This window comes from Gordonia sp. BP-119 (assembly GCF_016924115.1).
Taxonomy (GTDB): Bacteria; Actinomycetota; Actinomycetes; order Mycobacteriales; family Mycobacteriaceae; genus Gordonia; species Gordonia hongkongensis.
Genome location: NZ_JAFFZF010000071.1, coordinates 1 through 13,146 on the forward strand (window position 1 = coordinate 1; position 13,146 = coordinate 13,146).

Below are 13,146 nucleotides of genomic sequence, written 5' to 3' on the forward strand. Positions count from 1 at the left end.
ATCTGGTCATCGACACCAACATTCGCACCGAGGCCGAGGCCACCCTGACCGCCGAGTTCGTCGATTCGATCCGCGACGGCGTGCGCCAACCCATCCTCGCTGTCGAGGTCGACGGCGAGGTCCGGGTACGCGACGGGCAGCGCCGCACGCTGGCCGCGCGCGAAACCGAGCTTGCCACCGTCCCGGTCTACGTCGTGCCGGTCGCGTCCGACGCCGACGACAAGGCGTTGACCATCGACCGGATCGTGGAGCAGCTGGCCAGCTTCCAGCGCGAAGGACTCCGCACCCGCGACCGCGTGGCCGCGATCGAACAACTCTCCCTGGCCGGGATGTCGGCGACCAAGATCGCCAAGACGATCCGCACCAAGAAGAAGGACGTGGACGCCACCCTCGCGTTGGCGAAGTCCGAAACGACCCTGGATTTGATCGAGCAGGGAGCGGGGTTGACGTTGGAGCAGTCCGCGACCGTCGCGGCCTACGACCACGACCCCGAAGCGCAGCAATGGCTCCTAGACGCCGCCGCACGCGGCGTGTTCGAGCATCAGGCCAAGCAGTTGGCCGACAACGCCGACGAGCGGGTCGAGCTGCTGGCCCAGGTCGCCGTCTACACCGCCGACGGCATCGAGGCCGTGACCCGTAGACCCGAGCACCGGCACACCCGCGCCCAGTTGGAACACATCGAGACCGCCGAGGGTAAGCCCGTACAGATTGAGGACGTGCCAGTGAGTCAGCGTCTCGCCTACGTGTGGGCCGACGTGACCGAAGGGTGGGTCGACGCCGAGGGCAACAGCATCGACGAGCACCTGATCGACTTGGACCTCACCGACGAGGACACCCCCGCTGACGCCCAGCCCGACGAGGGATTGCACGACCCGCGTGCCCTCACTCGCCAGGCGAGCCGGTCAATCGAGACCACTTGGTATGTCAGCGAGTTCCGCGACCTAGGAATGAGGTTCCGTACCTACAGCACCCCGAGCAGCGCAACCGCCACCGCTGACCTCAGCGATGACGAGAAGGAGGCCCGGAAGCAGGAACGTCGCCGGGTGCGGGTCCTCAACACCGCGAGCGTGACCGCCCGCGAGGTGCGGATCGAGATGCTGACCGCGTGGCTGGTCCGCAAGACCCTGCCGAAGGGCAGCGCCCCGAAGGTCGCGAAGTTCATCGCCGAATCGATGCGCGCCCATCACGACATGTTCGGAGCGAACAGCATGCAGGGCAACGCCGCCGAGATCGCGGCCACGATCCTCGGAGGCGAGCCCGCCGAGCTGATCGAGCAGGCCACCACCGCCGACCGCGCCCAGATCATCGGACTCGGCATCGCGCTTGCGTCGCGGGAAGCGCACATGTGGAAAGACGCCTGGCGCAACGTCGGTGACCGCAACTACCTCGGCGGCAGCCAGGTCAAGGCCCGCGCTGGCTACCTGCACTTCCTCGTCGAGGTGACCGGCTACACCCTCTCCGACGTCGAGCAGGTCATCGCCGGTGACAAGCAGGCCGCCGACGTGCCACTCGACTAGACACCCGACGCTAGCCGCTCTTAGACTGAGTCCTTGCCTATGTCGTGAACATGGCCGCAGGTTGCGTTTCGTCACGTGTGACGAAACGCATTGTGCAGCCGCGCGTTCCAAGTGGATTGTGCTCAGCGGCGAACCGCCCGACAGGCTTTGTCGAAGTACAGCATCCGGGGTCTGTCGAGCGATGTGACAGTCGGTGACCGGGATGACCTACCATGCCTGTGGTCGGTCTGGTTCACCGTTCGCCCCCGTCCGCCGGGCGTGTGTCCGCACACGAACCCGAATTCCGCTGAAATAGAACGACTGCAGTCGTCAGCAGCCGCCAGCGCCACCGGTTCCGACGGTGAGTTTTCACTGCCGAACACACAGGGAGGGTAATTCCTATGCCGCACAATGAGTCACGGTCCGAGCGGTCGCCGATAGCGGACAGGGTCGCACAGACCACCGGGGAAGCCATCCGTGCGGCTCGCGCCCACGACACCGAGGCGTTCGGTACCGCGACCGACCTTCTCGCGTTGCACCCCGAGTCGCGGGAGGTGCATGCACTCATGATGCGCGAACTCCTCGAGACCGTGTTCCCCGATGGTCTGACCGGCGATGATGTGTCCGAGGTGATGACCAGCACCAGCCGTGCCGCCGCCTCATGGACTTCCGCCGTCAGTCCCGCAGCGGTAGCCCTCGTGCTGACAGGCGCGTTGGGAGTGGGCGACACCGCCGACGCCGATGCGCTGCCATCCGCCGACCTACTGGGCGCCGAGGCCACCGCTGCTGCCCTGGTGGTCATCGCCGACCTCACGGCGCGTGCCGATGTCGACCCGATGGAGTACGTGACCCGGGCTGTGGAGGAGATCCGTCGCGCCCAGACGATGGAGACGCCTTGATCGGTGGTCGCACGATGACCGCGAGCCGCCTGTCGTGTTGGATGACGACCTCTGCGCGGGACCGACTGCGAGGGCCCAGCGGGGTCGAACGCACCTACGTGCAGAGGCGAACCTCGACTAGATGACCTGTGCTGTCATTAGCTCGCGACGCGTATGACGACCTTGCCGCGCACGTGACCGGACTGGCTCTGCTCGTGCGCGTCGGAAGCATCAGCGAGATCGAACACCTCCGCGATCTCCGGCGTGATCTTGCCTGCGTCGGCGAGTCGGGCGAGTTCGGCAAGATCCGCGGCGTCGGGACGCACCCAGACGTAGTGGCCGCCGAATTCGTCGCGCGCCCGCGCGTCGGTGATCGAGGCGACCGTGCCGCCGTCGCGCAACACGTCCTCGACCGAGTCGAGTGCGTCGCCGCCCACGTAGTCGAGGATGACGTCGACACCCTGCGGCTCGAGTGCCCGTACCCGGTCGGTGAGGCCCTCGCCATACGTCGTGGGCTCGGCGCCCAGACTGCGGAGATAGTCGTGGTTCGACTCCGAGGCCGTCCCGATCACGCGTGCGCCCAGGGACCGGGCGATCTGCACGGCGAACGATCCGACTCCGCCCGCGGCGGCATGGACCAGCACGGTGTTTCCGGACTGAACTCCGGCCCGGCGGATGGTCTGCAGAGCGGTGAGACCGGCCAGCGGGAGCGCCGCAGCCTCTTCGAACGACCAGTTCGACGGCTTGTGTGCCAGGGTGCGCACCGGGGCGGCGACGAACTCGGCGAACGTCCCGCCCGCCACTTCCCCACCGACGACGTCCTTGCGGACGTAACCGAACACTTCGTCGCCGACCTGGAACTCAGGTGTGTCCAGGCCGACCTGCTCGACCACTCCCGCGACGTCCCAGCCCGGGACCACCGGGAAGACGGTCTCCATGATCTCGGCGAGATAGCCCTCGCGAACCTTCCAGTCCACGGGATTCACACTCGAGGCGCGGACACGCACCAGCACGGAGTCGGGTCCGACCTTGGGCGTGGGCAGGTCGGTCAGTTCCAGGACGTCGGGACCGCCGAAGCGGTCATAAGTGATTGCTCGCATGGTGGCACCAACGGGACGCTCGACGGAATGATTCCAGCAGCTCTGCGATGTCTGCCGACGTCCCATCGTCGTGATGCGTACCGAGCGCGCCCGTTATCCGGCAGGCTGGCACGTGGTCCCATCGCGGGAACAAGCAGCGCAATCCCGGCCCGAGCCTGCTGGACGAAGCCCGGTCGCAGCATGAAAAACATTGTGCCGTAGTGTTTTCACCCGTGAATTTCGCTGCTGCCGATGCCATCGTGACCGACTCCACTGCCCACGCCTGCGTGTGGTGCTCATCCAGCGACGACATCGCAGAACTCCGCGGCGAACCGCGGTGCGGGCGCTGCCGCGAGGCAGAGCAAACTATCGCGGCGGCCCGCGAGTTCGTCGGTTTCTACGGGCTACGACCTTTGGGCGCGTCGATGACGTCCGACGACGAAGAGGAACGCGAACACCGGGTGGCGGCCCGTGACGCCTGGGCAGTGCTGAATCGGACCCGCACACAGCCCCCACTGCGCGTCCGGTCCGGCCAGCGCGGTGTGACACGATCCGCGTCCACCACCACAAACAAGGACGGCAGCACAACGGCTCGCAAAGCCAAGAACGTCGGGGCCGGAAGCGCCCGCCCTGCGGACGTCTCCCGACCCGACCATGAGGAGCTCATGAGCCGTGCGCAGTCCTTGCTGGCGCAGCTCGCCGAGATCGAGGAACGGCTGGCAGTCGCGCAGGCGGACCCCGGACTGAGCGGCAAGGCCAAGGCGAGCGACTTGACCGCCAAGCGCGATTCGGTGCTGCGTACGCTCGCCGCTCTGGAAAAGGCCAAGCGGGCCCTGGAGCCGGCCTGAGTTCTCACGTGCCAGGACGGTTGTGATCCGAAAGGCGATGAACCGTCACCCGATCCTCCTCACGGAGTAGCGGACGGGGATTGTGCGGTCCACAGCGATTCCACTGTCACCGCCACAGCGACACGATCAGGACGAGGATGAGCAGCTTCAGGGCCCAATCCCCGAGGTGTACAGCTGCCGCGGACAGGGCCGTTCCCTCGTGGAAGACCGCGCCCGCGAACAGAACCAACGGGATGAGGAACAGCCCCGCAGCGAGCAGAAGTGCACCGGTGGCATCCGGATCGAGTTGCGCGACCAGACCGGCGACCAGGAGTACGAGCAGTGCGTTGCGGATGAGTTCGACAACCGGCGTCGCCCAGGCCGGTCGGTGTACTTCCGCCGCGGCGGGTGCACCCACGACGCCGTAGTACACACCGCTCACCAGGAACGCGGCGACCGTTGCGGCCACGCACGCCAGTACGTTCACGCTGCCCAATGTCTCATCCGATCGGTGGTAGGTGCAGGGTCTGACACCACCCCGATACAAAACTCATCGGTGGTAGAAGTGTTGCCCCGACCCAAAGCACACGCGTGCGTCGGCTTCTCAGTCGGCAGCGACTCCGGAGAAGAACGTCCGGACGGCGACATCGGCGGCGCGGCGACGCGACATCACCCCGCCGGCGATCGAGACCGCACCGACAAAACAGAGTGAATAGAACACCCCGGCCAGCCATCTCGTTTCGAGATCATCGGCGATGGCACCGTCTTTCTGCGCCCGAGAAAAGATCTCCGGAAGCATCTGGTCCTCTTCCTCAGCCCACTCCGGGTGGCCGTCGAACCGGTGTGGGTCGGCGAACAGGAACACGATGACGTCGTCGATGCCGATGATCACCCGCATCAGCGATTCGAGTGCTGCGCGAGCCGATTCGCACCCGTCGACCGCTTCGCTCGCCTGCCGCTCGAGAACGCTCCTCGCCTCGACGAGCGCCGTATCGACGAGAGACTGACGGTCGGGGAAGTGGCGGTGCAAGGTGCTGCGGCTGACGTCCGCCCGGTCGGCGATGTCGCCCAGGGACGTCGAGAAATCAGTTGCCCACGCCGCGATGGCGGCTGACACTATGGCCTGTCGGGTGCGCAGGCGCACGCCCGAGACGGCAGCCGGTTCCGGCGCATCGTTCACCTGGCCGAGACTATCCACCACACTCGGGTATCTGCAACACACTTGATTGAAAATGGGACACCAATGTGTCATTGTAGAGCTTGCATGTTCCGCTCGGGAGGGCTCACACCATGACGACTTCGACAACCGCGGCCGATCCCGGGCAGACCCCGGATATGCCCATGCGCGCCAAACTCGCGATCCTCTGGGACTACATACGTCCGTACCGGGGCGTCCTTGCCGTGGGCGTCGTCCTCGGGTTGCTCGGCACCGCTGCCGAACTCGCGACCCCGCTGGTCACGAAGTGGGTGCTCGACGGTCTTGCCGTGTCGGAATCTCTGGCGGCGCCGATCACAGTCCTGGCCGTGTTGCTCGTCGCCGGGTCGGTGATCGGTCTGATCCAGACGATCATGTTGGGAACCCTGGCCGAACGCATCATTCTCGCCACCCGCACCGGACTCATCGGACACCTGCTCCGCGTCGAGGTCCCCGAGCTCGCCCGTAGGTCGAGCGGCGAGATGGTCGCGCGCGTCACGTCCGACACCCTGCTGATCCGCGAAGCGACGACGTCGAGCATTGTCAACGGTGTCAACGGTTTCGTCGGTATGGTCGGCGCGCTGGTACTCATGGCGTTTCTGGACCTCCCGCTGTTCGCGACCACGATGGTCGTCGTGGTCATGGTCGGGATCGCCGCCGCCGTACTGATGCCGGGGTTGGCGAAGGCGCAGCAGGACGCGCAGGCCGAGATCGGTTTCCTGGGTGGCCGATTGGAGGGGATCCTTCGATCGATTCGCACCGTCAAGGCGAGTCGGGCCGAGGCGCGGGAATCCGACCGGATCGGAGAGTTCGCGCACCGGTCGGCGAGCAAGGGAATCCGGGCCGTGCGTATCGAAGCATGGGCCTGGACGATCACCGGGTCCGGGATCAATCTGGCGGTGATGGTCGTCCTGGCGTTCGGGGCCTGGCGCGTCGCCGACGGTTCGATGGCCGTCAGTACTCTGATCGCATTCCTGCTCTACGGATTCCAACTGATGATGCCTGTCTCGCTGCTCACCCAGAGTGTCACGGCCTTGCAGTCGGGATTGGCCGCGGCTGCGCGGATTGCCGAGATCTCCGACCTGCGAACCGAATCCGACGACGAGGTGGTGGCGAATCGCACGTCGGCTCGGGTCGACCGGACCGCGTCCGCACTCGAACTGCGCGACGTGGTGTACCGATACGCACCAGACTCCCCCGCTGCGCTCAACGGCATTGACCTGACGATCCCACGCCGCGGACACACTGCCATCGTCGGACCGTCGGGTGCCGGGAAGACGACCATCTTCTCCCTCTTCCTGAAGTTCCTACGACCGGATCGCGGCGAGATCGTGCTCGACGGTCGGCCGCTCGACCAGTGGACACTCCACGATCTGCGAGCACGCATCGCCTACGTGGAGCAGGACACCCCTCTGGTCCCCGGAACGGTCCGCGACAACCTCGTCTACGCGGCGCCCGAGGCGACAGACGACGAGGTGTGGCGTGCCCTGTCGGCCGTCCGGATGGATGAGCGTGTCCATTCCATGCCCGACGGCCTACTCACCGACGTGACCACGTCAACGCTGTCGGGCGGGGAACGGCAACGCATCGCGCTCGCCCGCGCGCTGGTCGTCGACCCAGAACTCCTCCTGCTCGACGAGGTGACCGCGCAACTCGACGGGTTGACCGAGGCGGCTGTGGCCGAGGGCATCCGGCGACAGGCCACTCGCGGAGCCGTCGTCACCATCGCGCATCGGCTCTCGACGATCATGGACGCCGACCAGATCGTCGTCCTCGAAGCCGGTCGGGTGCGGGCGGTCGGCAACCATCGGCGCTTGCTAGCCACCGATGAGCTCTATCGAGAACTGGTGGCCGCCATGCGTATCGACACCGACGTGGACGCTGCCGAGCTGAATTGATCCGACAGCCGCCCACCCGGCACAGGCCGGGTGGGCGGGTGTCGCCGGCGGGTCGGGTCAGAACCGCCCGACGACCACGTTGGTGGTCTGGACCCGTGCCCGGCAGTCGCCGTCGGTGAAACGGACCCGGGTGAACACCTCGTCGGCACCGTCCCGGTCCTCGTTGAGAACCGAGCTCGGAACGACGAACTCCCGGAGATACTCGAGCCCGCGGTCAGAAGCCCGGAGGAAACCTTCGGTCCCGACCGAGGTGCCCGGGAAGTTGCGGTCGTAGAGGTACTGCTCTCTACCGTCGTCGCCCAGCACGATGTAGTGCATTCCACCGCAACCCCGATCGTTGATGTGGGTGACGAATCCGACCGCGTCCGCTCGTGTCATCGGATACAGGCCCTGGATGATGATGCGGTTCTTGCCGGCACCGGTGATGTTCTGGTCGACGATCGTCAGCGTCGCGCCCGGTGTGCGCGCGGGTGCTGCCGAAGCCGTCGTCGCAAGCGGCGCGGCGACGCCGATGGCCGCGGCGATCGACAGGGTCGCGCCGAGACGAGCGATGGCCTTGCCACGACTCCGGGGCGCGCTCATGACCGCACCGCCTCGACGACGCGGTACTCCCAGTCGATGGAGATCCCGCCGGGGACCGGTTGCTGCCGAGACTCGGCGAGGGAGATCAGATCGGCACGCAGTGCGTGCTTGCCGTCCTCGTCGAGCTTCGACGCCGCGGCGAACGTCGGACCGTAGTAGCCGAGGAACAGGTCCGCGAAAGCGGCCGCGTCGACGAACCGAACGGTCAGTACGGCGGTGTGCGAATCGACCGAGTGCACACGATCGCCGAACAGCGATGCGACGTAATGCTGGTCGCCCCACCGGGTGGCGGGACGCGCGCCCGGCGGCGGTGTCACGTGGCGGCCGACCGCGGCGAGCATTCCACCGACGAAACCGTCTGCGGTCCAACTCGTGACCACGATCTTTCCGGCCGGACGGACGACTCGGGTCAATTCGCGCGCGGCCTGCTCGTGATCGGCGGCGAACATGATGCCGATCGACGAGATACCGGTGTCGAACGCGGCGTTGCCGAACGGCAGGACCTCGGCCGGGGCTTCCACGAAATCGACGTCGAGATGTTCTGCGGCTGCCCGACCCCGGGCGATGTCGAGTAGTGCCGGCACGTAGTCGATCGCGGTGACGTCGCCACCCTGGCGGGCAGCGGCGAGCGCGGAGTGGCCGGTGCCGGTCGCGACGTCGAGGACGCGTTCGCCGGGGATGACCGATGCCGCGACCACGGTCGCTTCGTTGACCGGCACGGTCAGCGCGGCGATACGGTTGTAATCGCCGCTGCTCCAGACCTTCTGCTGCTTCTCCCGCAGCGATACCAGGTCTGGTGAGAGAGATGTCGTCATCGGATTGTCCATTTCTGTGTGGTGGGACGACTGGCCGTCGGTGACCGTTTGTCGGTACCGGCGCACCACAACAGTCGGTCACCGGGCATACGGACGGCATCGGTGAGGACCTCCCATCTTTCGCCGAACGTCCTTCCCATGAATGGGTAGACCCACCTATTCGAGCGTCGGGCGGCCTACACTCGGACGGTGCGATTGTTGGAGAGAACCGAGCAGTTGTCGCAGATCAGCGCGGCATTTGACCGGTTGCCGGTGGGTTCGGCCTTCTCCGTCGCCGGCGAGAGCGGTGCAGGCAAGACGACGCTGATCGCGCAGGTGTGTGCGACCGCCCGGGACGTGCGTGTGCTGCGGGTGGCGTGCGATCCGCTCGACACACCACGTCCACTGGGTCCCGTCAAAGACCTGGGCATCGGTCTGCAACCGATGATGCTCGCCGACGTCTGCGAAGCCGCGTTCGCTCATCTGAGGGCTGCACCGACGCTTCTCGTGGTCGAGGATCTGCACTGGGTCGACGCCGCGTCGACCGATGTGCTGAGGTTCCTGTGTCGACGCATCGAGTCGATGCCGCTCGTTCTGCTCCTGACGCATCGAGAGCTCGAGCCCCAGGCGGCGGCGCGTGCCCTGCTCGCCGAGGGCGTGTTCCGGATCGAGCTGCCGCCGCTCAGTGTCGCGGCGATCGCGGAACTGGTCGAGGGTACGGGTCTCGATCCCGTGCGGGTCCATGCCGCGACCGGAGGTAACCCCTACTTCGCGACCGAGGTCTCCCGCGAACCCCACCTGCCGATCCCGTCGTCGGTGCGCGATGCGGTCCTGGCGCGGACGACCAAGGTCAGCGCGGCCGATTTCGAAGCCCTCCAACTGATTGCGGCGTCGCCGGAACGGGTGTCGGACACCGCGCTGCCGGTCCTGCGGATCGGTTACCCCACTCTGCAGCGTCTCGCCGACACGGGACTTCTGGAATGGGGGCCCGACGGCATCCTATTCCGACACGAATTGGCCCGTCGGGCAATCGAATCCACGATTCCGCCGGGTGGGGTGGCCCATCTGCACGCGCAGCTGCTGGACGCACTCGAGCAGCTGGGCACCGTGCACCCGTCGGTGTTGACCCACCACGCCGTCGCCGCCCGGGACTTCGACCGCGCCGTCCGTCATGCCTGCGCCGCAGCCGAGGACGCCATCCGCGGCGGAGCGCACACCGAGGCCGTCGCGTACTACGAGATCGCCAAGCAGCACCAAGTCAATGCTCCGGCTCGCGAGCGTGCCGAACTGTTGTTGGCTCTGGCCAACGAGCAGTACATGGTCAGCCGACTGCGCGATGCGATAGCCAGTGTGAACGAGACCTTCCCGTTGTGGACCGAACTGGGTGACGACACCGGGTTGGCCACGGCACATGTGGCCGTCGGGGTCTACGAGTACTACAGCGCGCACCGGCAGAGCGCGGAATCGCACCTGGGCCGTGCAGCGGAGATCGCCTACGGTACAGGGGCGTCGACGGTGTACAGCGAGGCCCAGATCCACCGCGCGTTTCTCGCGTTCATGCGGGGCGACGTGTCGGGAACGGCGTCCCTGCTGGCCGACACCGCGTCGGCATCCGACGAGGAACTGCGGCTGTGGAACAAGGTCGTCTCGGACTCGGCTGCGCTGTCCACCGGCGAAGTCGACTCTCGCAGAAGACTTCTCGATCACATGGAAACCGCCCGCACCCTCGGCTTCGACGAACTCGCCTCAACCGTCTATTCACAGGTGGCCAGTCTCGATGTCGAACAGGGAAGGTACCGGGCCGCCGACCGGATCCTCGACGCGGGTCTCCCGTTCACGGTGGAGCGCGACATCCAGATCTGTCGCCACTGGCAGACCGCTGTGCGGAGTCGCCTGCATCTGACCCGCGGACACTGGAACGGAGCCCTCGAGGACGCCGGGGCGGTCATCGACGCCGACGGGATGCCGATCGCCACGCTGTGGCCGCTCCTGGTCACCGTGCTGGTGCCGCTCCGATGCGGCGCGTCGTTCGACATCGACGAGATCGAGAACGCCTGGACCCTCGCCAACCAGATCGATGAACCCCTCCGACGGCTCGCGGTCCTGACCGCCCTGGCGGAGATCAGTTGGATGACCGGGACCGAGGACGCCCGGGTCGCCGCGGCGCACACCCTCGACGATGACGGAACAGAATGGGGCACAGGGAGCCTCGCCGTCTGGCGTGCGAGGCTCGGGTGGTCGACGCAGACCGGGCCGATCGCGGCGCCGTACCGATTGTCGCTCGACGGTCGGCACGCCGACGCCGCGCGCTGGTGGTCGGACGCGGGTGATCCGTTCGCATCGGCGATGTGCTGGTTGGATTCCGACGAACCAGCCCGTGGTGTGACGATGCTCGACGGACTCGGCGCCGCGGGTACCGCCGATCGTGCGCGTGCGTTGATGCGCGAACGGGGTTGCGCCACCGTCCCGCAGCGCCCTCGGCCCACGACACGAGTGAACCCCGGTGGCCTGACGAACAGGCAACTCGAGGTCGCCCGCCTGGTGGCGGAGGGACTGTCGAGTTCGGAGATCGCCAAGCGGCTGTACATCTCGTCGAAAACCGCGGACCATCACGTGTCCGCGGTCCTGGCGAAGCTGGGTATGACGTCGCGTCGTGAGGTGCTCGCGCAGGGCGTCGAGTTGGGGCTCCGTTAGCGCCGAACCCGCGGAACGAAAAAAGAGTGGTGGGCATCGCCGGGCGGTGTTAGCGTGAGCCGCGCTGTCCGGTGGGGCAGCACGAGACCTGGAGGTGAGTCGATGGTTGCCGTCGAGATCGCTGGCATCGTCAGCATCCGAACCATCCCTGTTCCTCCAGCCCGTTGCTGATCCTCGAACACCGTTCTCGCACAACCGACTGAGTTGCGAGTCGGATGACTCCTGGGGTCGCGGGCTTTCCTCGAAAGTCCCCAACAGTGAATTCTGCAAGTAATTCGTCTTTTCCCGTCGAGCTCGCCGCTCTCGGCTGGGACAAGCATTTCTCGACCCTGTACACCGACCGCGCGTCCGACGACGAGCTACCAGCTCGCGTCGTGCGGGTGGATCGCGGCGGGTGCGACACCATCACCGCATCAGGTCCGGTCCGCGTCATCCGCGGTGTCGGGCGCACTGCGGAGCGCGAACAGTCCGTGTGCACCGGCGATTGGGTGGTGCTGCGCCGAGACGACGGGCAGGCCCGGATCGTGCACCTGTTGCCGCGCCGGACGGCGATCGCGCGCGCGAGTTCGGATCGGACATCGAAACGGCAGGTACTCGCCGCCAACGTCGACACGGTGATCATCGCGGTGTCGGTCGCGAACAGGGTGAATGTCGGTCGCATCGAGCGCCTGCTGACGTTGGCCTACGACGCCGGCACCCGGCCGATCATCGCGTTGACCAAGTCGGATCTGGTCGACGATCCTCTTCCGGGTGAGGCGATGATCGCCGCGGTCGCTCCGGGCGCCGACATCGTGACGACGAGCACGATCACCGGCGCAGGCGTCGATCTCCTCGAGTCCACCATGACCGGCACCGCCGTCCTGTTGGGCTCGTCCGGCGCCGGCAAGTCGAGCCTGGCCAACGCATTGCTCGGTCGTGAACAGATGGCGGCCAATGAGATTCGTGCGGTCGACGGAAAGGGGCGGCACACGACGGCGCACCGCGAGCTGCTGCTCCTGCCGGGAGGCAAGGTACTCATCGACACACCTGGTCTGCGTGGGATCGGGGTACAGGATGTCGCCGAGGCGGCCGGCCGTACGTTCGCCGACATCGAGGAGTTAAGTCGTGAGTGCGCGTTTCGCGATTGCGAACACCGCAGTGAGCCGAGATGTGCCGTGCAGGAGGCGATCCGGGACGGCCGCCTCGACGCCGGCCGTCTGGAACGCTATCGCAAGCTGCTGAGGGAAAGTGAGTGGTCGGCCGCTCGGGGCGACGCCCGACAGGCGAGCAAGCGGAGCAAGCGGGACAAAGCGATCACGCGAGACATTCGCGCGATGTACCGGTTCCGGGACCGGCAGGCCTGACGGGCCCCTTCGTGACGCGCCCTCCGCAAGCTCCGGGCGCTCCTCAGGGACCAGGGAGTCGCCCTCGCAAAGCTCCGGGCGCTGCTCAGTATCTGCGGACTGGCGGCCGTCGTGGACTACTAAAGAACACTATTGCGCGTCCGGATTTTATGCTCCCTGAGGTGCGAGCGAAGCGAGCCACGAAGGGCCGGGTGTGATGCTCGCCCGCCCTTCGTGGCTCGTCGCTTTCGCTCCTCGCACCTCAGTATCTGCGGCCTGGCGGCCGTCGTGGGGGTCGAAGAGTTCGTGCTGGTCACCGGCGCGTGGGGGGTTGATAGTGGAGGGGTGGGATGCGGTGACCTTGAATTCCTCCCTTGTGCC

The 13,146-nt window shown here is 66.7% G+C and carries 11 protein-coding genes; 6 read left to right on the top strand and 5 right to left on the bottom strand.

The annotated features are described in order from the left end of the window. Nucleotides 1-1,517 (top strand): ParB/RepB/Spo0J family partition protein (locus tag JW364_RS23285; protein ID WP_205334450.1); only part of this gene is annotated, 1,517 nt, incomplete at its 5' end. 380 nt (nt 1,518-1,897) lie between these two features. Next, nucleotides 1,898-2,395 carry a hypothetical protein gene (locus tag JW364_RS23290; protein ID WP_137809392.1) on the top strand — a complete coding sequence of 166 codons (498 nt, stop codon included), beginning with the start codon at nt 1,898-1,900 and terminating at the stop codon, nt 2,393-2,395. A 137-nt stretch (nt 2,396-2,532) separates the two neighbouring features. Here JW364_RS23290 and JW364_RS23295 read toward each other — a convergent pair whose 3' ends face one another. Next, nucleotides 2,533-3,474 (bottom strand): NADP-dependent oxidoreductase, encoded by a 942-nt coding sequence (locus tag JW364_RS23295; RefSeq protein WP_137809393.1) that lies wholly within the window; start codon nt 3,472-3,474, stop codon nt 2,533-2,535. A gap of 239 nt (nt 3,475-3,713) precedes the next feature. On the opposite strand from JW364_RS23295, the gene JW364_RS23300 reads away from it, so the two are divergent. Continuing rightward, nucleotides 3,714-4,301, top strand: coding sequence for a hypothetical protein (locus tag JW364_RS23300; protein ID WP_171011590.1), 588 nt, complete (start codon nt 3,714-3,716; stop codon nt 4,299-4,301). Between the two features lie 106 nt (nt 4,302-4,407). Here JW364_RS23300 and JW364_RS23305 read toward each other — a convergent pair whose 3' ends face one another. Then, nucleotides 4,408-4,767, bottom strand: a complete 360-nt coding sequence (locus JW364_RS23305) for a DUF1761 family protein (RefSeq protein WP_249356369.1) — start codon at nt 4,765-4,767, stop codon at nt 4,408-4,410. 117 nt (nt 4,768-4,884) lie between these two features. After that, nucleotides 4,885-5,460: a TetR/AcrR family transcriptional regulator gene (locus JW364_RS23310; protein WP_171011587.1), complete on the bottom strand. Its 576-nt coding sequence runs from the start codon at nt 5,458-5,460 to the stop codon at nt 4,885-4,887. Nucleotides 5,461-5,570: 110 nt separating this feature from the next. Here JW364_RS23310 and JW364_RS23315 point away from each other — a divergent pair, with 110 nt between their 5' ends. Beyond that, a complete protein-coding gene (locus JW364_RS23315; protein WP_137809397.1) occupies nt 5,571-7,373 on the top strand; it encodes an ABC transporter ATP-binding protein in 1,803 nt (600 codons plus the stop codon). Nucleotides 7,374-7,430: 57 nt separating this feature from the next. Here JW364_RS23315 and JW364_RS23320 read toward each other — a convergent pair whose 3' ends face one another. Then, nucleotides 7,431-7,955, bottom strand: a complete 525-nt coding sequence (locus JW364_RS23320) for a hypothetical protein (RefSeq protein ID WP_137809398.1) — start codon at nt 7,953-7,955, stop codon at nt 7,431-7,433. After that, a complete protein-coding gene (locus JW364_RS23325) occupies nt 7,952-8,770 on the bottom strand; it encodes a class I SAM-dependent methyltransferase (protein ID WP_137809399.1) in 819 nt (272 codons plus the stop codon). The genes JW364_RS23320 and JW364_RS23325 overlap by 4 nt, the downstream gene beginning before the upstream one ends. Before the next feature lie 189 nt (nt 8,771-8,959). Between JW364_RS23325 and JW364_RS23330 the strand changes: the two genes are divergently transcribed. Together JW364_RS23330 and rsgA are read left to right on the top strand one after the other, a co-directional pair. Further along, nucleotides 8,960-11,443, top strand: coding sequence for an AAA family ATPase (locus tag JW364_RS23330; protein ID WP_249356371.1), 2,484 nt, complete (start codon nt 8,960-8,962; stop codon nt 11,441-11,443). 257 nt (nt 11,444-11,700) lie between these two features. Next, nucleotides 11,701-12,786, top strand: coding sequence for a ribosome small subunit-dependent GTPase A (gene rsgA, locus JW364_RS23335; protein ID WP_205334451.1), 1,086 nt, complete (start codon nt 11,701-11,703; stop codon nt 12,784-12,786). The last annotated feature ends 360 nt before the right edge of the window (nt 12,787-13,146 follow it).

Coding starts and splice junctions, on each gene's coding strand:
- JW364_RS23290 (WP_137809392.1), top strand. CDS start 1,898: ATGCCGCACAATGAGTCACGGTCCGAGCGGTCGCCGATAGCGGACAGG.
- JW364_RS23295 (WP_137809393.1), bottom strand. CDS start 3,474: ATGCGAGCAATCACTTATGACCGCTTCGGCGGTCCCGACGTCCTGGAA.
- JW364_RS23315 (WP_137809397.1), top strand. CDS start 5,571: ATGACGACTTCGACAACCGCGGCCGATCCCGGGCAGACCCCGGATATG.
- JW364_RS23320 (WP_137809398.1), bottom strand. CDS start 7,955: ATGAGCGCGCCCCGGAGTCGTGGCAAGGCCATCGCTCGTCTCGGCGCG.
- JW364_RS23325 (WP_137809399.1), bottom strand. CDS start 8,770: ATGACGACATCTCTCTCACCAGACCTGGTATCGCTGCGGGAGAAGCAG.